This window comes from Flavobacterium resistens (assembly GCF_900182645.1).
GTDB classification, from domain to species: Bacteria; Bacteroidota; Bacteroidia; order Flavobacteriales; family Flavobacteriaceae; genus Flavobacterium; species Flavobacterium resistens.
This window is the reverse complement of the sequence record NZ_FXTA01000006.1, coordinates 64,879-86,525: the sequence shown is the minus strand read 5'-3', so window position 1 is coordinate 86,525 and position 21,647 is coordinate 64,879. Positions and strand designations below refer to the sequence as shown.

Genomic DNA, 21,647 nt, shown 5'->3' with positions numbered 1-21,647 from the left:
CAATGTTCAAAATATTTATACAAAGGCCTGTACTGGCAACCGTTATTTCCATTTTATTGGTGATTCTGGGAGTACTTGGCTTGACTAAATTGCCTTTACAGCAATTTCCTGATATTGCGCCTCCATCGGTTTTGGTAACGGCGGTATATCCGGGAGCAAACGCAGAAACGGTTTTGCGTTCTGTTGCACCTTCTTTGGAAGAATCTATAAATGGTGTAGAAAACATGACTTACATGAGTTCTACCGCGAGTAATGACGGTAGTTTGGCTATCACAGTGTTCTTTAAATTAGGAACAGATGCCGATCAAGCTGCAGTTAACGTTCAAAACAGAGTTGCTCAAGCGACAAGCCAACTGCCTGCAGAGGTTGTACAGCAAGGTGTGATCACGGCTAAGCAACAAAACAGTTTCATCATGGCAATTGGTATGTATACCGAAGATGAATCAAAATACGATCAGACTTTTGTTGCCAATTATGCACAGATTAATATTATTCCGGAATTAAAACGTATTCCGGGTGTAGGTTCTGCCAGTATTTTTGGTGGTGTAAAAGATTATTCTATGCGTGTTTGGTTGAATCCAACGCAAATGTCAACTTATAAAGTGACACCAAACGAAATCATGAGTGCCATTCAGGATAAAAGTTTGGAAGCTGCTCCTGGTAAATTTGGTGAACGAAGCAAAGAAGTTTTTGAATATGTAATCAAATACAAAGGAAAACTAACTAAACCAGAAGATTATGAAAATATCGCAATTCGCTCTAATCCTGACGGTTCTGTTCTTCACTTAAAAGATGTTGCAAGAGTTGAATTAGGTGCATATTCTTATAACAGTTTAACACGTTTAAATGGTAAAAAAGGAGTTGTAATTGGAGTTATTCAGTTAGCGGGTTCCAACTCAAATGATATTCAGATCGCCATCAATAAAATGATGGAAAAAGCCTCTAAAGATTTCCCAAAAGGAATAAAACATAATATTTTCTATAGTACAAAAGTATCGCTGGATCAATCCATTGAACAGGTTGAACACACTTTATTAGAAGCTTTTATACTGGTATTTATTGTGGTATTTATTTTCCTTCAGGATTTTAGATCAACATTAATCCCGGCTATTGCTGTACCTGTAGCAATTTTAGGAACGTTCTTCTTCATGCAGTTATTCGGATTCTCGATCAACCTTCTAACGCTTTTCGCATTAATTCTGGCGATTGGTATTGTGGTGGATGACGCGATTGTCGTCGTAGAAGCCGTGCATGCGAAAATGGAGCATAAACATTTATCTCCAAAAGTAGCCACACATGAAGCAATGCACGAAATAACGGGTGCTATTATCTCGATTACGCTGGTAATGGCTGCTGTATTCCTGCCGGTTGGTTTTATGGAAGGCTCTACGGGAGTTTTCTATCGTCAGTTTGCCTTTACTATGGCAATTGCAATTGTAATTTCGGCTGTTAATGCCCTGACATTGTCTCCTGCACTTGCTGCATTATTTTTGAAAGATAATCATAGTGCTCACGATGCAAATGCGCCTTACGTGAAAAAAGGATTTAAAGAAAAATTCTTTACCGCTTTCAATAGCAGTTTTGAATCGCTTACGAATCGTTATGTGGGCGGAATTAAATTCTTAATCAGAAAAAAATGGTTGAGTTTAGGCGGATTAGCTGCAATTACAATAGCAACTGTTATATTGGTAAAAACAACTCCAGCAGGATTTATTCCAACAGAAGATCAAGGATTTATTGCGATTGCAGTAAACACGCCATCTGGAACATCTCTTGACGGAACTCAAAAAGTAATGACGGAAGCAGAAAATACTTTAAGAGGTTTAAATGCATCACGATTTGTAACCGCAATTTCAGGTTTCAACTTATTGACAAATTCTACAAGTCCGTCTTCAGCAGTTGTTTTCGTATTGCTTAAACCAAATGAAGACCGTGGCGAAGTGAAAAACATCGACGAAATCATGAATCAGGTTCGTGGTAAATTGGGTAGTATTTCTGGAGGAAGTTTCTTCGTTTTCAGTTTCCCGACTGTTCCTGGATTTAGTAATGTTGAAGCTTTAGATTTAGTGCTTCAGGATAAGACCGGAGGAAAACTGGATAAATTCAGTGGAATTTCTCAAAATTTCATTGGAGAATTAATGAAACGCCCAGAAATTGCTGTAGCCTTTACCAGTTTCAAAGCTGATTATCCACAATTGCAATTGGATATTAATGATGAAAAAGCAAATCAGTTAGGTGTAAATGTAAAAGACATTTTACAAACGATGCAGACTTATTTTGGTAGTGCTCAGGCTTCCGATTTCAATAGATTCGGAAAATACTACCGAGTTGTTGTTCAGGCTGATATTGCTGACAGAGCTGATCCATCATCAATTGACCGAGTTTTTGTAAAAAACAAAACAGGCGAAATGGTTCCGATAAACACTTTAGTAAAACTGACTCGTGTTTATGGTTCAGAAACCGCTTCACGTTACAACTTATTCAACTCAATTTCGATTAATGCGATTCCGAAACCTGGATTTAGTTCTGGAGACGCTATTAAAGCAATTGAAGAAGTTGCAGCACAACAGCTTCCTGCAGGTTATGGTTATGAATTTTCAGGACAAACTCGCGAAGAGATTTCTTCTGGAGGACAGTCGGCAACAATTTTCTTACTGTGTTTGATATTCGTCTATTTCTTACTTGCCGCACAGTATGAAAGTTATATTCTGCCATTGGCTGTAATCTTATCAATCCCTGCAGGTATTTTTGGAGTATTTGTGGCAATCGGCTTGACCGGAATTGAAAACAACATTTACGTTCAGGTTGCACTTGTCATGCTGATTGGACTTCTCGCCAAAAACGCCATTTTGATTGTGGAATTTGCGGTCCAAAAACGAAAATCAGGACAAGCTTTAGTAAGAGCTTCAATCGACGCTGCAAAATTACGTTTGCGACCAATTATCATGACTTCCCTAGCCTTTGTGGTTGGTTTAGTGCCAATGATGAGTGCCAAAGGACCATCGGCTCAAGGAAATCATTCGATTAGTATTGGAGCAGCGGGCGGAATGCTTTCTGGAGTAATTCTCGGATTATTTATTATTCCGGTTTTATTCATCGTATTCCAACATTTACAAGAAAAAGTTACTGGAAAACCAGTAGCAGTAATTCATAACGAAGAAAAATAAATGGAAAACTATATAACGACAATCTTGGTGACCATAATAGTTGGCATCGCTTATATATCGTACAGAATCTCAAAAGATCTTGAAACTAGAAAAGATACTTGTACAGAAATCTAATAAAAAGACAATGAAAAATCATATAACCAAAATCGTGGTCTTCGCCATTCTGATCACGACCTTAATATCCTGTAAGGTATCAAAGGATATTGAAACACCAAAAGATGCATTTCCTGAGAATTTCAGGAATGCAGCTGTTTCAAAAGATACGGCAAGTATTGGCGATTTGGAGTGGAAAAATTTCTATACCGAAAAAGATATTGTACAATTGATTGACAGCGCCATTGCAAGAAATAATGATTTGCAGATTGCTACCAAAAACATCGAAATTGCACAATACCGTTTTACACAGTCAAAATGGGGAAATATTCCTCAGATTAATTTAGCTGTAAATGCAAGTTCAAGTAATCCGTCTGACAATAGTTTTACAGGAATGAACCTAAATCAGGCTTTAGGTGCTAAACATATCGATGATTATTCGGCTGGAGCAACGCTTTCTTGGGAAGCTGATATTTGGGGAAAAATCAAAAACCAGAAAAAAGGTGCTTTTGCAGGATATCTTCAGTCTGAAGAAGTTAAAAAAGCTTTGCAAACAAATATAGTTGCCAATGTTTCAAGAGGATATTATAATCTTTTAATGCTGGATGCACAATTGGATATTGCGAGACAAAATCTGAAATTAAATGACAGTACAACCAACATCATCAAATTAAAATATGATGCGGGACAAACAACGTCATTAGCCATTCAGCAATCTGAAGCGCAGAAATTAAATTCGGCGCAATTGATTCCGTTATTGGAGCAAAATATTGCAATTCAGGAAAATGCTTTAAGTGTTTTGACAGGTTCGTTTCCAACATCAAAACAAAGAACAGTTCTTTTAAGTTCAGTTCCAGTTAAAAACAACAATTCAGTTGGAATTCCATCTTCATTAGTAAGCAGAAGACCTGATGTTAAAAGTGCTGAATTAGCTTTAAAAATAGCAAATGCAAACGTCGGAATCACAAAAGCAGATTTATATCCAACATTGAAAATTACAGCTCAAGGTGGCGTGAATTCTTTTGAAACCAGCAGTTGGTTTACAATTCCAGCTTCTTTGTTTGGAACGGTTGCCGGAGGTTTGACTCAACCTTTATTGAACAATAAAAAATTAAAAACGCAATATAATATCGCTGTTGCCGAAAGAGAAAAAGCAGTTTTAAATTTCAGACAATCGGTTTTGATTGCTGTAAGCGAAGTTGCTGATGCTTTGGTTGTAAACGAAAAATTGCAACAACAGGAAACTTTTCTTCAGGAAAAAGTAAAAACGTTGCAACAAGCTATTAAAAATGCCAATCTGCTTTTCAAAAACGGAATGGCAGAATATCTTGAAGTTTTAACTGCACAGGCTAATTTATTGCAAAGCGAATTAGAATTAGCAGACATAAAAAGACAACAATTAACAGCCAATACTGAATTGTATCGTGCACTCGGAGGCGGCTGGAAATAATACCCATACCCGTTAATTATTTATTTTTTGAGATGAAAACGCTGTGAGACTTTTTGGTTTCATGGCGTTTTTTTTTGTTTTTAACCGCAAATGGCGCAATCCCGATAGCTAGCGGGATACGCAAAGAACGCCATGTTTTTTAAGCCGATTTATTTTCATTTTTATCATTGCGCCGAAGTAGAAATCTTCACAAGAAGCTCCACAACATAAATTACATTAGTAATACATTTCTATAATTTCATATATTTACTTTTAGATTATTAATCATTATATGAAAAAATATTACTTCCTTCTATATATATTTTTCTTTCTAACAATTAGCTGCAAAAAAAACAAAGAAATATCTAATGTATCAACGTTTGATACAACTAAAGTTGTTAAACTTCCAAGGTTAGTTTATACAAAATACATGGAGAATGTTCCTAAAACAGACACTTTATGCAGTGGTGAAATTGAAAGGGCAAAAAATGATCTTTCAAAATATGATGGCGTTTATGTTCAAACCATATGTTTTGGTTGCGATTTTAAACCTTATGAAGAAGAAATTAAAGAGGTTCTCAAAAGGAAAAAATTTAAACTAGGAATTCAGGATTTAGGGTGTGTTATATATCAAGGACAGACACAAGGTTGCTATAGTGCCTACATTGATTTAAAAATGAAGGCAAAATATGGCGAAAATTATAAATCCGAAATAGAAAATGATGCAATAAAAATTCTAATAAAAAACATTAACATCAATAATAAAGTTATTAGTATTTACGATTTAGAGCCAAATGAAAAACCAAAAATACTAAACCCAAAAATTGCTATTGAAAATGATTATTACACAACCATAAAAACTAATTTACCGATAAATAAAAAAAGTATGAACGATTTATTTACTGATATAGAATTTATTGTAGAAAAAGATGGGACAATAAGTAATCTAAAAGAAACTAATTGGGTAAATGAAAAAGGCATTAATAAAAAGTACAAACAAGAGTTAGTTAATCTTGCTATAAATACTCTAAAGAAAGATTACAATAATTGGAAACCAGGAACCTACAAAGGTGTTAAAGCCAGAATAGAAAATACTTTAAGAATTAGCTTCGAATAAAATACTATGACTTTCAATAAAGACACATACCTCAACAATCTAAAACTATATTTCGAAAGTTACGCTCCAATTTCTGAAAAGTCCTGGAAATTGATTGAAAACCTGACACATTTCCAGACCATCAAAAAAGGAGAAATAGTACTAGAAAATGGAGAAATCTGCAAAAATCTTTATTTCATTGCAAAAGGAATTCTGCGAACTTTTATTACAGACGAACAAGGAAATTTCTATAACAAAAACCTTTTTTTCGAAAACAAACTTGCATGCTCTAAAGTTTCATCAATACTACAAACTCCCTCCAGTTTTACAATTGAAGCTTTAGAAGATTGTATTTTGATCACTCTTGATTACAAAAAATATACCCAGTTGATTAACGAAAACGATGATCTTAAAACCTTCTATATTGCCTATTTGGAAAAAAACTGGATTATTGAAAAAGAACAAAGAGAGATTGCTTTGGTTATGCAAAATGCAACTGAAAGATATTTAAGTTTCTTAGAGAAACATCCCACTATTGCAGATCGCGTTCCGTTATTGCATATTGCCTCGCATTTAGGCATTACACCAACACAATTAAGCCGAATTAGAAAAAATCTCGAAAAAGTTTTGTAAATCAACATATGTAAAGGCTTTCCTCACATTGCCCGTTTATCTTTGTTTTATAATTAATTTGATATTAAAATGAAAAATATAAACCTCATCAAAGATAACATTGACAATCTTACAACTCTTTGGAAAACGGTTGCCACTCCGCTCCTTTCTTATCATAAAAATGATCCATTTGAATTTAGTCAAATAAAAAACTCAGGATGGCCAAACCGATTATGGTTTCGAGAAGATATTACAGAAGAAAATATTCCGCAAATTCTGGAAACAATTGAAAAAAAACCAGGTTTAGTGATTCCGTATTGGGATATTTTCGAAAGTAATTCAAATGAAATTCTTGAGAAAAATAGATTTGAAATTCGAAACCAACTTGTAGCAATGGCTTTAAAATTGGATGAAAAATTTCAACTGGAAAACAAGCTTACTTTTAAAAGAGTTTTAAAAGAAGACGATGCGAAAACGTGGTCAGATATTTATCCGTTATCTTTTAATTATGTAATCAGTAAAGAAACATTGATTTCAAATTATCAAAATGTCAAATTTTATCTCGTTCATTTCGAAGAGAAATCAATAGGAACCCTTACACTTTTTCAAACCGAAAATATCATGGGAATTCACGGAGTTGGTGTCATTCCTGAAATGCGCAAAAAAGGTTTTGCCGAAGAAATCATGAAGTATGCCATCAATGAAGCTATTGATGCTGATTGTGAATATGCACAATTACAAGCATCAGCTTTAGGAAAAAACATTTACAGCAGATTAGGTTTTGAGGATTTGTTCTCGATTACGAATTACTTTTTAAGCTAAATTTCTTTACATCATAAGTGACACTTGTCTCAAATGCCCCTAAAATAGTCGTAAATGTGTATTTCGGAGAAAAATAAGTTTATTAAGTTTGTAAGACATTAACTAATAACTATTTAAAAACAAAACCACATGAAAAAAGCAAAAATTATTTTTTGGACAACGACAATTCTAATTTTCTTATTCGAAGGAGTTATGCCCGCGCTTACTTCGCAAACTGAATTGGCCAAAGAAGGAATCAGACATTTAGGTTATCCAGAATATTTTGGAAATGCTTTAGTCGTTTTCAAAGTATTGGGAGTTTTAGCGTTAGTCATTCCTCAAGTTCCAAAAAATGTAAAAGAATGGGCATACGCCGGATTCGGATTCGATTTTATCTTTGCTTCAATTAGTCATTTTGCAGTTGATGGAGTCAACTTTCAAAGTTTTTTCCCATTGATCATTTTATTGATTTTAGCAATTTCATATATCTATTATCATAAAATAGAACGTTATAAAAATATAGCCTTATAACCTTGGGTTGTGATGATTGAGGTTTTCAAAACAAATGTTCAGGAAGTTGAACAATCTAATCTGATTGTTGGGAAACTTCTTGAACATTTTCCAAATAGCATTATCAATTTTGATTTAGAAGATTGCGATAAAATTCTTCGTATTCAGGCATCATTCATTTGCAATACGAGCGTAATTGAACTTCTAAATTCCTGCGGATACCATTGCGAAACACTTCTTTAAATTCATAATTCACTGAATTACAAAATATTAAAAATAAAATTGTAATTTTAATTTACTTAATTTTTTGAAAAATGAATATTCCAGCAGAACACCAAACGATAATGCCTTATTTAATTTTGCAAGGCGCATCTAAATTTATAGATTTCACAAAAAATGTCTTTGGAGCAGCTGAAACGAGTTCCAAATCCCTTCGCGAAGACGGTACCATTATGCACGCCGAAATCACACTCAACGGAAGCACGATAATGATTACCGATGAAATAACAGACTGGGCAAAACAAAATGCAAACTTGTTTGTTTACGTTCCAAATGCTGATGAAACATATAAAAAAGCTTTAGAAAACGGAGCCACTTCTTTAATGGAATTAAGCAATCAGGATTATGGAAGAACCTGTGGCGTAACTGATCCGTTTGGAAATGTCTGGTGGATTACATCCGTAAATTGATTAACTTAAAAATCAATAATATGAAAACCGAAGTCCAAAAAAATATTGTTGAAACATTCAAAAAATTAAACGAAATAGTTTCTTCTTTTTCAGAAGAAGAATTTAACACAATTCCTTATAAAGACGGCTGGACCGCAGGACAAACAACACAACATATTATACTTGCCTGTTCTGGTTATCCAAAATTATTTGATGGAAGAAAAGAAAAAACCATTCGGAAATACGAGGAATTTGTATCGCAATTGGATTCTATTTTTCTCAATTTTAATTCGAAAATGAATGCGCCTGAGTTTCTTGTACCGGAAAAAAAAGATTACAATAAAAATTCATTAACTTTATCCATCTTAAAAATAGAATCGGATTTGCTTGAGGAAACTGAAAAGCATGATTTAACCCAAACTTGTCTGGATTTTCATGTTCCGGGTTTTGAAAATTTCACGATTTATGAATGGATTCATTTTGCACTCGTACATACGCAAAGACATACACACCAATTAAATTCTATTTTTAAAATGCTGACCAAAATATAATTCCAAAGCTTCAAATCAACCAAAACCTATTTATATGAAATCAAAAAGCGGAGCAATTTTTATTACAGGATTAATTGCCGGAACTCTCGACGTTGTTGCTGCAATTACTATTTATGCCGGAATTCTGAACAAAACTACCGGAGTTAAAATTTTACAATCCATTGCAAGCGGTATCTTCAAAAAAGAAGCCTATTCTGGAGGTTCGCAAATGGCATTATACGGGTTATTATTGCATTATTTTATAGCTTTTACCTTTACTTGGTTTTATTTTACCGTTTACCCTTATTTTTCATTTTTGAAAAAAAACACATTAATATCTGGAATTGTTTACGGCATTTTTGTTTGGATTATAATGAATCTTGTAGTTCTTCCGGTTGTATTTCCAGTTTTGCCAGAAAAACATTTAGATTTTCCGTTATTCTTATCCATGATAATTTTGATCTGCTGCATTGGAACTCCGATAGCTTTCCTTCATAAAAAATATCTATCGTTGCGATAATAGCTTGACAACAAAAGATAAAATTAAAAAAAGCGAAACCTAATAATTTAGGTTTCGCTTTTTTTTTAGTCATTACTGCTTTAATGTGCCACTTTTATCTTTCCTATAATTACGGTTATACAGCATAATATCGAAAATACAATAAACAACGCTTGACCAAGCATAGAAGGCTCATTTCCCATTGTCCCAAATCCCAAGATTCCTGCTATTAAAGCGAGTACAACAAAAGTAACTGTCCAATGTGTCATACTGCATGATTTTATTTTTTAATAAAATTTTCATAGTCTTTTTATTATTTTTCAAAGGTAATTTTTGGATAATTTTTCATTAACTCTAAAAGTTTTTTTATTAACGCATTAGTATTTTAATATATTCTATCATAACGTTTTAAAATTCATAAATCGCTGTTACAAAATTCCCATGCAAATGCTTTTGAGTTAACTTTTTGATCGATTGGATTAATCGTCGCCTAGTTCCTAAAGTAATTTTAGATAAAAATTTTTAGCACTATGGAAATAGCAACGGTTCAAAGCATAACAGCTACAAAACATGGCATCATTTTAGAAAAAACGGAACGCTCCTTTGAAGAATTAGGTGTTTTAAATCCTGCTATTTATCAAGATGGAAATAACATTCATATGTTTTACAGGGCTGCAAAAAGAGGCAACTTTTCAACGATTGGATATTGCAAATTTGAGGGACCAAAAACATTAGTAGAGCGACGTTCAGAGCCAATTTTTGTTCCTGAATATATTTATGAAATCCATGGGGTTGAGGATCCCAGAATAACAAAAATTGATGATACTTTTTATATGACGTATGTAACATATGACGGAATAAATGCATGCGGTGCTTTGGCAACATCAAAAGATTTGATTTCTTTCAAAAAAAAAGGGATAATAACGCCTAAATTTATTTTACACGATTTTACAAATCTGATTAGAAGACACTTACAAAACCCAAGTATAGCAAGAATATTGGCTTTCAATACTGAAAGAAATTATCCGCTGACGGAAACAATGAAGGAAAATTTGTTTGTTTGGGATAAAAATGTAGTCCTTTTTCCTAAGAAAATTGACGGAAAATTTATAGCTTTACATAGATTGTTTCCTTCCATTCAGATTGTCTCTTTTGAGAAAAAAAATGACTTAACAGTTGAATTCTGGAAGGAATACATCAAAAACTTACCAGACCATATTATTCTGGAACCAAAATTTGACCACGAAACCAGTCATATTGGTCCAGGCGCCCCACCAATTGAAACCAAAGATGGTTGGCTGCTGATTTATCATGCAGCTGAAAGACGAGAAAAAGGTTTGGTATATCATTCCTGCGCTGCTTTATTGGATCTTAATAATCCAGCAAAAGTGCTGTCAAGATTGACAAAACCTATCATTACGCCTTCAGAACATTACGAACGACACGGTTATGTAAATTATGTAGTTTTTCCAACCGGAACAGCCATTTTTGATGACCTTCTATATATTTATTACGGCGCCGCCGATGACAAAATTGCGGTGGCTTCACTGAACTTGAACGACTTATTAACTGAATTAAAACAGAATCCCCATGAAGACGATATCAAATAAATCGAAAATAGTTTTTCTTTCTACTTTTCCTCCAACACAATGCGGAATAGCAACTTATACGCAAGATACCATTAAAGGAATTACAGATGTTTTTGGCAAATCGATTGCTTGCGAAATTTGCGAATTAGTTGACAAACCAAAAGAAAATCCCACACAAGCATATACTTTAAATACTAAAAACAGAGAAGAATATGCAAAAGTAGCCGAGGAAATCAATAAAGATGAAAACGTAAAATTAGTCCACATTCAGCATGAATTTGGTTTATTTGGTGGTAATTATGGAGATCATTTGCTTGATTTTTTAAACGTTATAAAAAAACCGGTAACTTTTACTTTTCACAGTGTTATTCCGAATCCGAACAATGATTTGAAAACATTTGTAAAATTACTTTTGAGTTATAGCAATTCTGTTTTTGTAATGACAAATCAATCAAGAGAGATTTTGATGAACGATTATGAAATTAAAGAAGAAATAATCACAACAATGCACCACGGAACGCATATTGTAGTTTATGAGACACCGTATCAGGCAAAAGCAAAATTCAATATTCAGGATCGTTTGGTATTATCTACATTCGGGCTTTTGGGCGAAGGGAAAAATATCGAAACAGGTTTGCATGCATTGTCGAAAATTATTGAAAAAGAGCCAAATGTTTTGTATTTAATAATTGGCAGAACTCATCCAAATTTAATTGTCGACGGCGTTGATGCTTATCGCAATAAATTAGAAGCAATTGTCGAAGAACTAAGTTTGCAAAATAATGTCCGTTTTATAAATGAATATTTAGAGACAAACGAGCTTTTAGATTATTTAAAAGCAACTGATATTTACTTGTTTACATCAAAAGATCCAAATCAGGCCGTAAGTGGAACTTTCTCTTATGCGATGAGCTGTGCCTGCCCAATGGTCGCTTCAAAAATTCCGCATACACGAGAAGTATTGACTCCTGAATTGGGATTTTTAGTTGATATTGGAAATGTAGATCAATTTGCAGAAGCTGCTTTAAAATTAATTTCCGACGAAGATTTAAGACATGAAATGGGAATTCAGGCTTTCTCAAAAACCAGAGCATTTTCATGGGAAAACTGTGCTATTACACACATGAATACTTATAAAAAACTGTTTCAAAATACCTCTGAAATTAAATTTAGTTATCCAAAAATTCACTTAAATCATATTAAAAAATTAACTACTGATTTGGGAATTATCCAATTCAGCAAAATTTCGATTCCAGATTTGGAATCTGGTTATACTTTAGATGATAATGCGCGTGCGCTGATTGCTTTTTGCATGCATTATCAATTAACGCAAGACAAAGAAGATTTGCCATATATTTTAATTTATTTGGATTTTATTGAAAGATGTCAAAAACCAAACGGCAGCTTCATCAATTATGTCGATCAGGATTATCGCGAACACATTGAACAAAATGCCGAGGTGAATTTAGAAGACTCTAATGCAAGAGCAATCTGGGCTTTAGGAGTTGTGATTTCTAATAAGGATATTCTGCCTGAAAACATTTCAAAAAAAGCAGAAAAATGCTTGTTGAATTCCTTAAAATGGGCCGAAACGATTCAATCTCCGCGTTCAATAGGTTTTGCTACAAAAGGTTTGTATTATTATCATAATGCTGTTCCTAATTTATATGTTGCGGCAATCATTAATAAATTAAATGCAAAACTGCTTGCCAATTACGAAGATCACGCATCGGAAAGCTGGAAATGGTTTGAAAATTATTTGACCTATGCAAACGGAATTCTTCCAGAATCAATGCTTTATGCCTATTTAATTACCAACAAGCCGATTTACAAAAAAGTAGCATTAGATTCTTTAGATTTTTTAATGTCAAAAATGTTTGTCAACAAAGAGTTTAAAGTGATTTCAAATCAGGGCTGGCTTCAAAAAAATTCAGTTCCAAGAGAATATGGTGAACAACCAATTGATGTTTCTTATACGATTCAGACTTTAAATGCTTTTTATGATGCATTTGAAATCCCGGATTACAAACACAAAATGAAAGCCGCTTTTAACTGGTTTTTAGGAAAAAATCATTTAGGCCAAATTATGTATAATCCAATAAGTGGCGGTGGTTACGACGGTCTTGAAAAGGAAAACGTAAACTTAAATCAAGGTGCAGAATCGACCATTTGTTTTTTAACCGCACGTTTATTAATGGAAAATTTCGTTCATTCAGAAACTAAAGTTATTCCTCTAATAAAAACTCGTAGAGGTATTGCTATAAATTCTTAAATTTGCAATAACGCTGACCAAAATTCAATTAAACCCTTAAAATCCCTTTCTCAATGAAAGGGATTTTTTGTTTTAAAAAACCTGCGAACGTCACGTTCATCAAAATATTGCCTTTGAATGTAAATTATATAAGCTTCAAAAAAAGTTGTGTAAAAGATTTTAACAAGTATTAGGGTAACTTTCATGTATAATTAGAAAAGTAACATAAAACTGTTAAAAACTGATTTATAACATGTTTCAACTTTAAAAAAGACATATTTTGATTCTCAGCTTAAAAAATACATTCTCACAAATTGGAAGTGCAACGATGTTTGCATCGCGATTTTTTAAGGAACTTTTAATTCCTCCTTACGAGGCAAAAGAGTTCTTAAGGCAATGTTATGTCATTGGTTACAAATCGCTTCCTTTAGTAGCGATAACAGGTTTTATCATGGGCTTGGTTTTAACCATTCAATCCAGACCTACTTTAGTAACTTTTGGTGCCGAAAGCTGGCTTCCGGGAATGGTGGCACTTTCCTTGATTCGTGAAATTGCACCAGTAATTACAGCTCTAATCTGTGCCGGAAAAATTTCATCTGGAATTGGAGCTGAACTTGGCTCAATGAAAGTGACAGAACAAATTGATGCTATGGAAGTTTCGGCAATTAATCCTTATAATTATTTAGTTGTAACACGAATTTTAGCCTGTACATTAATGGTTCCTATATTGGTGTTTTTTGCAGATGCGGTTGGAATTGTGGGAGGTTATGCAGGAATCAATATTCATGGCGATGTGACTTTCCGTCGTTATTTAACACAGATTATACAATCGTTAGAATTTTTAGATGTAATTCCGGCAACAATCAAAACTTTTTTCTTCGGTTTTTTCATCGGAATGATTGGCTGTTTTAAAGGTTTTAATGCCGCAAACGGAACTGAAAGTGTGGGACGAGCCGCAAACTCGGCCGTAGTTACAGCTTCATTAAGCATTTTTATTATTGATATGGTGGCTGTACAGATAACCGATTTATTTTTTTAAGATGATTAAGGAAAAGAAAAATATCGACCCAAAATCAAAAGAAAAAAAACAGACTCCAATCATTGAGATCAAGAATCTGCGCAAAACTTTTGGCAAAGACAACGAAGTTCTGAAAGGTGTGAATCTCACCGTCAATAAAGGTGAAGATTTGGTGATTTTAGGCCGTTCTGGTTCTGGAAAATCAGTTACCATAAAATGTATTGTGGGCTTGATTGAACCTGATCAGGGCGAAATAACTGTTTTTGATGAAAATTTACTGGATCTTTCAAAAGAAGAATTGAATAAAATGCGGGTTCGAATTGGTTTTTTATTTCAAAGCGGTGCGCTTTACGATTCAATGTCGGTTAGAGAAAATCTGGCTTTTACATTACGTGCACATAGAAGAGATTTAACCGAAGATGAAGTTGAAAATGAAGTTATAGAAGCCCTTGATAGTGTTGGTCTAGGCGATGCAATTGATAAAATGCCAGCCGAATTATCTGGCGGAATGCGAAAAAGAATTGGTCTGGCAAGAACGCTGATCTTAAAACCGGAAATCATTTTATACGATGAACCCACAACAGGATTAGACACAATTACGTCGCGAGAAATAAGCGAACTTATTCTGGATATCAAACACAAACAAAAAACTTCATCGATAATTATTACACACGATATGGCCTGTGCCAAATTAACTGCCGACAGGATTATGGTTTTAAAAGATGGTGTTATCCATGCTGAAGGAACTTATGAAGAATTAGAAAAAGACGAGGACGAATGGGTACGCTCATTTTTTGAATAAAGCAAAATAAATTGTAGAAATCATGGAAAAGGAATCTGGATATACTTGGAAATTAGGAATGTTTGTATCAGTTGGACTGCTGCTTTTCATTATGGCCATTTATTTTATTGGAAAACAAAAAAACCTATTTGGCCAAACATTTCACATTAGCTCAAAATTTAAAACGGTAAGCGGTTTAGAAGTTGGGAACAATGTTCGTTTTTCTGGAATCAACATTGGGACTGTCGAAGAAATCAGAATTATAAACGACTCTTCTGTAATTGTTTCGATGGTTATAAAAGATGAAATACGCAAATTCATAAAAACCGATGCCCGTGCCAGCATTGGCTCAGATGGGTTAATGGGCGATAAAGTACTGACAATTTCTCCAGGTCCAAAATCAACAAAAATCATTGAAGACAACGGCGCAATAGCATCAATTGATGGTATAGAAATGAATGATATCATGAAAAGCGTCAAAAAAAGTGTCGACAACGTAGGCGTAATCTCCGAAGAATTAGCCATTTTCAGTCACAGTATGAACAACGGAAATGGTGCTTTAGCAAGACTAGTGCGCGATGATAAAATGGCAAACAGTGTTACAAATACACTTTCAAACTTAGAAAGTGGCACTAAAGGTTTCAGTGAAAATATGGAAGCCGCAAAAAGCAATTTCCTGTTTAGAGGCTACTTCAAGAAAAAAGAGAAAGAAAAAGCTAAAAAGCAAGAAGAAATTAAAGAAAAGCAGCAAGAACAGCAAGAAAAAGCTGCTAAAGAAGAAAAGGAAAAACAAGAAAAAGCTAAGGAAGAAAAAGAAAAACAGGACAAACAAAAAGCCGAAGAGGCTAAAAAAGAGCCTGAAAAAAAACAGTAAAATTTCTACGCCATGAAAACTTCGTATAAAAATATAAGCCTTAAAATTTTAAAATGGACAGGAATAACGATAGCAGGAGTTTTGTTATTGTTGTTTTTGATTCCGCTTTTATTCCCCGGAAAAGTTGCCTCTGAAGTTAAAAAAATTGCCAATGAACGTTTAGATACCAAATTGGATTTTTCGAAATCTAAACTCTCCTTTTTTACTCATTTTCCGTCGCTGACAGTTTCATTAGATGATTTGTCGATGACAGGATCTGCGCCTTTCAGCAATGATACTTTACTGAAAGCCGAACAAGTTGCATTTGGAATAAACTTGAAAAGATTGATTTTTGACAATGAAGTTAAAATCAACAAATTGTACGTTTCTGATGCTTTAATCAATATAATGGTCAACCAAAAGGGACAAGCTAATTACAATATTTATATCGCGCCAGAAGATCGAAAAGATGAAAAAAATGATCCAAATGCACCTGAAGAAGGAACTGCAATTCGGTTAGAAAGAATTGATCTTAAAAATTGTCATGTAAAATACAATGATCGTTCGGCGAAGATTTTGGTTGATGCGAAAGGCTTTAATTACATCGGAAAAGGAAATCTGAGCGAAGATATATTTGATTTAAATACAAATGCAAAAATTGACAATCTCGATTTCTTTTATGATCGGACAGGTTATTTACGAAGAAAAAATGTCAGTGCCAATTTAATAACCCGAATCAATACGCACGCTCTTTCGTTTATTCTTCAAAAAAATGAACTTCATATCAATAAACTGCCCTTAAAATTTACAGGGCTTTTTACGATTTTAAAAGATGGCTATAAAATCAACATCAAAGCCGCTTCAGAAAATACAACTGTAAAAGATTTATTATCTGTAATGCCTCCGGAATATTTGACCTGGCTGGAAAAAACTGAAGTTTCCGGTCGAAGCGATTTGCTTTTCACTTTTAAAGGAAATTACAATGTCGCCAAAAAACAAAAACCAAATTTAGCTTTCAATTTAAAAATCGATAATGGCGCTGTAAATTATAAAAATGCCCCAGTTCCGTTGACTGATTTTCAAATGGATCTGAATGCGATTTTACCTGAATTAGACATGGAGCAATTATTGGTCAATCTTCGAACTTTTAAATTTAAAGTAGGCGAAAAAGACTATTTCAATGCTTATCTGCGCAGTAAAGGTTTTAACGAAATGATGATTGATGCAAGCGTAAAAGGCGCATTAGATCTCGCTGTTGTTGACGCAGCACTGGGTCTGAATTCTCTTGAATTAAAAGGAATTTTAAAAACGAATATTCAGGCTAAAGGTCTTTTTAGCACTTCAAAAAAACTATTTCCAAAAACCATTGGCGGCATCGCACTACATAACGGCTGGCTCAAAACCAACTCCTATCCTAACCCAATTACCGATATCACTTTTGTGGCCAATGTGCTCAATAAAGCGGGAACATATCAGGATTTAATCGTGGCAGTTGCACCGGCATCCTTTGTTTTTGAGGGAAATCCGATGTATGTAAACGCAACACTTTCTGATTTTAGTGATTTGGCTTATAATGCAAAAATTAAAGGAGAGCTGAATGTTGGCCGAATTTATCAGGTTTTTTCTCAAAAAGGAATTGACATTACTGGTTATGCAAAAGCTGATCTTTCGCTTAAAGGAAAACAAAGTTATGCGACAACCGGACAATATCATAAGTTGGATAATCGAGGAACTCTTCTACTAAAAAACATTAAAGCAACATCAGAACTTTTTCCGAAAGCTTTCTTCATCAAACAAGGAAATTTCCGCTTTCAAAATGAAAAAATGTGGTTTGAGAAATTCTATGCTTCATATGGAAAATCAGATTTTGACATTAACGGATATCTTTTAAACACCATCAACTATTTCCTTGAATCACACGGAACTTTGAGCGGAAATTTCAACATGAAATCAAAACTGATCAATGTTGATGAATTTATGGCACTTGAAAAAGGCGAAAATAAAGACCGAAATATTGAAGTGGATTATGCCAAAGAAGACCATCCGAAAATGAGCGGTGTTGTAATTGTTCCTAAAAATCTGAATGTTTCGCTTAACGCCAATGCCGATAAAGTCGAATACAACGGATTGATTTTAAACAAACTTTCAGGAAAAGTGGGTATCGCAAAAGAAGGTTTTTATTTAGAAAAAGCCACTTTTAGCATTATCGATTGTATTCTTGGAATTGATGCTTCTTATAAAGATGAATCGCCAACTTCAGCCCATTTTGATGCACATTTTACAGCCAAAGATTTTAGCGTTCAGCGTGCATACAAAGAAATTCCGATGTTTCATGACATGGTAACTGTTGCCGAAAAAGCGCAGGGAATTATTTCTGTTGATTATAAAGTCAAAGGCGATTTAAACGGAAATATGGGACCAATTTATGAATCCCTCGAAGGTGGCGGAACCATAAACTTAAGTGATGTTCAGGTAAAAGGCTTAAAATTATTTGACGGAATCAGTTCAAAAACGGGCCAAAAAGGTTTGGATAATCCAGATATGAAAGGAATCGAAATTAATTCGAGTATTGATAATAACTTGATTCATGTTGAGCCATTTACTTTTTCCGTTGCCAGTTTTAGACCAACGATTAAAGGTACTACGAGTTTTGATGGTTTATTGGATTTAAGAATGCGTTTGGGACTTCCGCCATTTGGGATAATCGGATTTCCAATTGTCATCACTGGAACACATGAAGATCCAAAAATTAAGATTTTCAGCAAAACAGGACAAAAAATAGATGAAGCTGTTTATGATGAAAAACACAACAAAGTAATTCGGGAAGAAAAAGTAAGCAAACCCAAAAATGCAAAATCAAATGAAAACAAAAACTCAAAATAAAAACAGCGCATTCGAAAAATTTTCAAGTGCAGTCTGCAAAGCCACCGGAAGCACTCCGGCCTTTATTATCGCTTTTTTAATTGTTGTAGTCTGGGCAGTTTCCGGGCCATTTTTCGACTATTCTGAAACCTGGCAATTGGTTATTAATACCGGAACCACCATCATCACTTTTTTGATGGTTTTTCTAATTCAGAAAGCGCAAAACAAAGATTCACTGGCGATTCAGCTAAAACTTAATGAATTGGTTGCATCAAGCGAATTTTCCAGCAACAGCTTGGTTGATATTGAAAGCATGACTGAAGAAGAAATGGAAATCGTTCAAAAATATTATCGCAGGTTAAGTGAGCTGGCTAAAAAAGACGAAACCATAAGAACATCGCATTCTATTGCTGAAGCACAAGAGCAACATTCGCGAAAAAATAAAAATAGAACCGAAAATAAAATTCCGAATAAGCCTAAAAGCAAAACAGCAAAAAAACCAAATTCGACAACTACCTCAAAAACCGCTAAAAAATGAAACTACGCTCAACCGAAACTTTCTGGCCATTAAAAAACGAAATGAAGGCAAGTTATCCCTCCTTAAATTCAGATATCGAAACCCCGATTCTGATTATTGGCGGAGGAATTACAGGTGCATTAATTGCTTATAAATTAATTAATGACGGAAAAAAGGTTGTTCTCGTGGACCGACGCGATATTTGCAACGGCAGCACCGCCGCGAGCACCGCATTGCTTCAGTATGAAATTGATGTTTCGTTGCACGAACTCATCAAAATGCGCGGCGCTGACTGTGCTATAAACAGTTACAGAAATGGAAAAAAAGCGATTTTTGATTTGCGTACTATTATTGACACCATACAAAGCGACTGCGGATTTGAGTTCAAAAAAAGTATTTATTTCTGTACGCTTAAAAAAGATATTTCTTTTCTAAAAAATGAATTCAAGGTTAGAAAACAACACGGATTTGATGTCAACTGGCTTGGAAAAGCCGAATTAGAAACAATGGGATTAAAAGCAATTGCTGGTATAGAATCGAAAACAGCTGCTGTTGTAGATCCTTATCATTTGGCGCAAGATTTACTTATCTATTGCCGCGATAAAGGAATGGAAATTTTTGACCGCACAAATATTGAATCGATAAGTAATCACGGTGGCAAATCTATTGCTAAAACAGAAAACGGAAACCTTATTACGGCAGAGCACATAATACATTGTTCTGGTTATGAAAGCACTGAAACCCTAAAAGAAAAAGTGGTCGATTTAAAAAGTACTTATGTCATCGCATCTGAAAGTTTACCTGATTTGCCTGCAGTCTTCAAAAACTCAATTTTATGGGATACTTCAAATCCTTATTTGTATTTTAGAGCCACCACAGACAACAGATTGATTATAGGCGGTGGCGATGAAGATTTCGTAGACGCTAAAAAACGTGATAAATTAATTCCGAAAAAAGAACAGTTTTTAATGCGTTCCTTCAAAAGAAAATTTCCAAATATTAATTTTAAGCTAGATTATTCCTGGGCGGGAACATTCGGCGAAACAAAAGACGGTTTACCTTATTTTGGAAAACCAGATCCTAAAAAAAATGAGCATTATGTTTTAGGCTTTGGCGGAAACGGAATCACATTCAGCATCATCGGAATGAATTCAATTTTAGATTCGATAAATAATAAAAGCAATATGGATTTAGAATATTACCGCTTTGGGCGTTGAGAAAAAAGGTACTAAGGTACTAAGTTGCTAAGATTCTAAGTTTCGCTTCAATATAGCTTAGTACCTTAGCAACTTAAATTAAACTTATACTCTTTCGGACTGCAATTGAATTTTTGTTTGAAAATTTTAGAGAAATAACTTCTGCTCGTAAAACCAATGCAGTATACGATTTCAGAAATATTTAAATCGGATGTACGCATTAAAATTTCGGCTTTCAAAACCCTCATGTGTGTTATGTAATCATTGACCGTTCTGTCGTGAATCATTTTAAATCCTTCCTGAAGTTTATTTGGCGACAAACCCGATTTTTTACTCAGCGATTTTATAGTAAATGGTTCTTCCGGACTTAATTTAATAAATTCTGAAAGCTCTTTTATTTCTTCCATTTCTTTTAATGTCAGACAATTTGCATCTTTCGGAAAAGCATTTAAATCGTCGCTATGTTGTTGGATTTCCATTGCCAGAATGATTTTCAGAATTCCTTCTTTCAGCAAATTTCTAACTATACCGGTTTGAGTTACGGCATTTAGTTGTTCGATTTTTTCAGCAATTTTTAAATTGTATGAACCCATATAAAAAAAGTTCTGAAGTGCATTATTTTCAAAAAAAGTTTCTTTTACTTTTTGGTTTAAAGAAGGCATTAAGTGAGATTCTGTCTCAGTTCCTACAATAATCAGAGTCAGTTTCGTGTTCACATCTTTTTCAAAAAACAAAACATTATCCTGATTTTGATTTGAAGCCAAAATAGCAGTTTGAAAAGTCTGAAACTTACGTTCTTCGCCATTAATTCCAAAACTGTGCGACAAACCTCCTTTTGAGCAATAAGCAAAATAAACAGGCGTTGATATCACATTCAAAAAATCCATTCGAACAGCCATCGAAAACGTCATATCAAATTGAACATATGAAATATTATCATTGAAAGAAGCTCCAGTTATAGTTCCTTTAGCAAAACTATTGTTGATTTCTAAAGCATATTCATCGAAATCAAAAGTTATGGTTCCGTCAAGATTACTGTTTAATTCCTCAAACACAGTTTGGATTTGCTCTGTATGTATGGTAACTATTTTCATTTTGCTTATATTTAGATTTGGTATTTTTATTTCATATTTCAGGCAAAAAACAAATTCTTTTGTTTTATAAATCAATATTCC

Annotated in this window: 20 protein-coding genes; 18 read left to right on the top strand and 2 right to left on the bottom strand. The window is 34.0% G+C overall.

Translation table 11 applies throughout. The features are described from left to right. Positions 1 to 2 precede the first annotated feature (2 nt). The 10 genes from FN795_RS19485 to FN795_RS19440 all read left to right on the top strand — a co-directional run bounded on the left by FN795_RS19485 (position 3) and on the right by FN795_RS19440 (position 9,426). A complete protein-coding gene (locus FN795_RS19485) occupies positions 3 to 3,167 on the top strand; it encodes an efflux RND transporter permease subunit (protein WP_142452160.1) in 3,165 nt (1,054 codons plus the stop codon). 124 nt (positions 3,168 to 3,291) lie between these two features. Beyond that, positions 3,292 to 4,710 carry a TolC family protein gene (locus tag FN795_RS19480; protein WP_142452159.1) on the top strand — a complete coding sequence of 473 codons (1,419 nt, stop codon included), beginning with the start codon at positions 3,292 to 3,294 and terminating at the stop codon, positions 4,708 to 4,710. Positions 4,711 to 4,981: 271 nt separating this feature from the next. Continuing rightward, complete coding sequence (locus tag FN795_RS19475) at positions 4,982 to 5,806, top strand: hypothetical protein (RefSeq protein WP_142452158.1); 825 nt, start codon at positions 4,982 to 4,984, stop codon at positions 5,804 to 5,806. 6 nt (positions 5,807 to 5,812) lie between these two features. Continuing rightward, a complete protein-coding gene (locus tag FN795_RS19470; RefSeq protein ID WP_142452157.1) occupies positions 5,813 to 6,418 on the top strand; it encodes a Crp/Fnr family transcriptional regulator in 606 nt (201 codons plus the stop codon). A 69-nt stretch (positions 6,419 to 6,487) separates the two neighbouring features. Beyond that, positions 6,488 to 7,219: a GNAT family N-acetyltransferase gene (locus FN795_RS19465; protein ID WP_142452156.1), complete on the top strand. Its 732-nt coding sequence runs from the start codon at positions 6,488 to 6,490 to the stop codon at positions 7,217 to 7,219. A 129-nt stretch (positions 7,220 to 7,348) separates the two neighbouring features. Beyond that, positions 7,349 to 7,729: a DoxX family protein gene (locus tag FN795_RS19460; RefSeq protein WP_035650975.1), complete on the top strand. Its 381-nt coding sequence runs from the start codon at positions 7,349 to 7,351 to the stop codon at positions 7,727 to 7,729. A gap of 12 nt (positions 7,730 to 7,741) precedes the next feature. Next, a complete protein-coding gene (locus FN795_RS19455) occupies positions 7,742 to 7,951 on the top strand; it encodes a hypothetical protein (RefSeq protein WP_142452155.1) in 210 nt (69 codons plus the stop codon). 71 nt (positions 7,952 to 8,022) lie between these two features. Then, a complete protein-coding gene (locus tag FN795_RS19450) occupies positions 8,023 to 8,397 on the top strand; it encodes a VOC family protein (protein ID WP_142452154.1) in 375 nt (124 codons plus the stop codon). 20 nt (positions 8,398 to 8,417) lie between these two features. Next, positions 8,418 to 8,927 carry a DinB family protein gene (locus FN795_RS19445; RefSeq protein WP_142452153.1) on the top strand — a complete coding sequence of 170 codons (510 nt, stop codon included), beginning with the start codon at positions 8,418 to 8,420 and terminating at the stop codon, positions 8,925 to 8,927. Positions 8,928 to 8,961: 34 nt separating this feature from the next. Then, on the top strand, positions 8,962 to 9,426 hold the full coding sequence (locus tag FN795_RS19440) for a DUF1440 domain-containing protein (protein ID WP_142452152.1): 465 nt from the start codon (positions 8,962 to 8,964) through the stop codon (positions 9,424 to 9,426). Between the two features lie 80 nt (positions 9,427 to 9,506). Here FN795_RS19440 and FN795_RS19435 read toward each other — a convergent pair whose 3' ends face one another. After that, a complete protein-coding gene (locus FN795_RS19435) occupies positions 9,507 to 9,674 on the bottom strand; it encodes a DUF1328 family protein (RefSeq protein ID WP_142452151.1) in 168 nt (55 codons plus the stop codon). A 261-nt stretch (positions 9,675 to 9,935) separates the two neighbouring features. On the opposite strand from FN795_RS19435, the gene FN795_RS19430 reads away from it, so the two are divergent. From FN795_RS19430 to FN795_RS19395, 8 genes are all read left to right on the top strand, one after another. Next, positions 9,936 to 11,015, top strand: coding sequence for a glycoside hydrolase family 130 protein (locus FN795_RS19430; protein WP_142452150.1), 1,080 nt, complete (start codon positions 9,936 to 9,938; stop codon positions 11,013 to 11,015). Next, positions 10,996 to 13,266 (top strand): glycosyltransferase, encoded by a 2,271-nt coding sequence (locus tag FN795_RS19425; RefSeq protein ID WP_142452149.1) that lies wholly within the window; start codon positions 10,996 to 10,998, stop codon positions 13,264 to 13,266. Before FN795_RS19430 ends, FN795_RS19425 begins: the two co-directional genes overlap by 20 nt. A gap of 259 nt (positions 13,267 to 13,525) precedes the next feature. Then, the gene (locus FN795_RS19420) at positions 13,526 to 14,284 is read left to right on the top strand and encodes an MlaE family ABC transporter permease (RefSeq protein ID WP_142452148.1); all 759 of its coding nucleotides are present in this window, start codon (positions 13,526 to 13,528) and stop codon (positions 14,282 to 14,284) included. 1 nt (position 14,285) lies between these two features. Next, the gene (locus tag FN795_RS19415; protein ID WP_142452147.1) at positions 14,286 to 15,065 is read left to right on the top strand and encodes an ABC transporter ATP-binding protein; all 780 of its coding nucleotides are present in this window, start codon (positions 14,286 to 14,288) and stop codon (positions 15,063 to 15,065) included. Between the two features lie 22 nt (positions 15,066 to 15,087). Then, complete coding sequence (locus tag FN795_RS19410) at positions 15,088 to 15,918, top strand: MlaD family protein (RefSeq protein WP_142452146.1); 831 nt, start codon at positions 15,088 to 15,090, stop codon at positions 15,916 to 15,918. Positions 15,919 to 15,930: 12 nt separating this feature from the next. Next, positions 15,931 to 18,780: an AsmA-like C-terminal region-containing protein gene (locus tag FN795_RS19405; RefSeq protein WP_142452145.1), complete on the top strand. Its 2,850-nt coding sequence runs from the start codon at positions 15,931 to 15,933 to the stop codon at positions 18,778 to 18,780. Then, positions 18,758 to 19,297: a low affinity iron permease family protein gene (locus FN795_RS19400; protein WP_142452144.1), complete on the top strand. Its 540-nt coding sequence runs from the start codon at positions 18,758 to 18,760 to the stop codon at positions 19,295 to 19,297. Before FN795_RS19405 ends, FN795_RS19400 begins: the two co-directional genes overlap by 23 nt. Continuing rightward, positions 19,294 to 20,493, top strand: a complete 1,200-nt coding sequence (locus FN795_RS19395; protein WP_142452143.1) for an NAD(P)/FAD-dependent oxidoreductase — start codon at positions 19,294 to 19,296, stop codon at positions 20,491 to 20,493. Before FN795_RS19400 ends, FN795_RS19395 begins: the two co-directional genes overlap by 4 nt. 65 nt (positions 20,494 to 20,558) lie before the next feature. Here FN795_RS19395 and FN795_RS19390 read toward each other — a convergent pair whose 3' ends face one another. Continuing rightward, positions 20,559 to 21,566, bottom strand: a complete 1,008-nt coding sequence (locus FN795_RS19390; protein WP_142452142.1) for a helix-turn-helix domain-containing protein — start codon at positions 21,564 to 21,566, stop codon at positions 20,559 to 20,561. Positions 21,567 to 21,647: the final 81 nt, after the last annotated feature.

What these genes read in the sequence shown, in the direction of transcription:
- FN795_RS19465 (WP_142452156.1), top strand. Translation starts at nt 6,488, where the DNA reads ATGAAAAATATAAACCTCATCAAAGATAACATTGACAATCTTACAACT.
- FN795_RS19435 (WP_142452151.1), bottom strand. Translation starts at nt 9,674, where the DNA reads ATGACACATTGGACAGTTACTTTTGTTGTACTCGCTTTAATAGCAGGA.
- FN795_RS19485 (WP_142452160.1), top strand. Translation starts at nt 3, where the DNA reads ATGTTCAAAATATTTATACAAAGGCCTGTACTGGCAACCGTTATTTCC.
- FN795_RS19390 (WP_142452142.1), bottom strand. Translation starts at nt 21,566, where the DNA reads ATGAAAATAGTTACCATACATACAGAGCAAATCCAAACTGTGTTTGAG.
- FN795_RS19400 (WP_142452144.1), top strand. Translation starts at nt 18,758, where the DNA reads ATGAAAACAAAAACTCAAAATAAAAACAGCGCATTCGAAAAATTTTCA.
- FN795_RS19475 (WP_142452158.1), top strand. Translation starts at nt 4,982, where the DNA reads ATGAAAAAATATTACTTCCTTCTATATATATTTTTCTTTCTAACAATT.
- FN795_RS19455 (WP_142452155.1), top strand. Translation starts at nt 7,742, where the DNA reads ATGATTGAGGTTTTCAAAACAAATGTTCAGGAAGTTGAACAATCTAAT.
- FN795_RS19450 (WP_142452154.1), top strand. Translation starts at nt 8,023, where the DNA reads ATGAATATTCCAGCAGAACACCAAACGATAATGCCTTATTTAATTTTG.
- FN795_RS19440 (WP_142452152.1), top strand. Translation starts at nt 8,962, where the DNA reads ATGAAATCAAAAAGCGGAGCAATTTTTATTACAGGATTAATTGCCGGA.
- FN795_RS19470 (WP_142452157.1), top strand. Translation starts at nt 5,813, where the DNA reads ATGACTTTCAATAAAGACACATACCTCAACAATCTAAAACTATATTTC.
- FN795_RS19395 (WP_142452143.1), top strand. Translation starts at nt 19,294, where the DNA reads ATGAAACTACGCTCAACCGAAACTTTCTGGCCATTAAAAAACGAAATG.
- FN795_RS19415 (WP_142452147.1), top strand. Translation starts at nt 14,286, where the DNA reads ATGATTAAGGAAAAGAAAAATATCGACCCAAAATCAAAAGAAAAAAAA.
- FN795_RS19445 (WP_142452153.1), top strand. Translation starts at nt 8,418, where the DNA reads ATGAAAACCGAAGTCCAAAAAAATATTGTTGAAACATTCAAAAAATTA.
- FN795_RS19480 (WP_142452159.1), top strand. Translation starts at nt 3,292, where the DNA reads ATGAAAAATCATATAACCAAAATCGTGGTCTTCGCCATTCTGATCACG.
- FN795_RS19460 (WP_035650975.1), top strand. Translation starts at nt 7,349, where the DNA reads ATGAAAAAAGCAAAAATTATTTTTTGGACAACGACAATTCTAATTTTC.
- FN795_RS19410 (WP_142452146.1), top strand. Translation starts at nt 15,088, where the DNA reads ATGGAAAAGGAATCTGGATATACTTGGAAATTAGGAATGTTTGTATCA.
- FN795_RS19405 (WP_142452145.1), top strand. Translation starts at nt 15,931, where the DNA reads ATGAAAACTTCGTATAAAAATATAAGCCTTAAAATTTTAAAATGGACA.
- FN795_RS19430 (WP_142452150.1), top strand. Translation starts at nt 9,936, where the DNA reads ATGGAAATAGCAACGGTTCAAAGCATAACAGCTACAAAACATGGCATC.
- FN795_RS19425 (WP_142452149.1), top strand. Translation starts at nt 10,996, where the DNA reads ATGAAGACGATATCAAATAAATCGAAAATAGTTTTTCTTTCTACTTTT.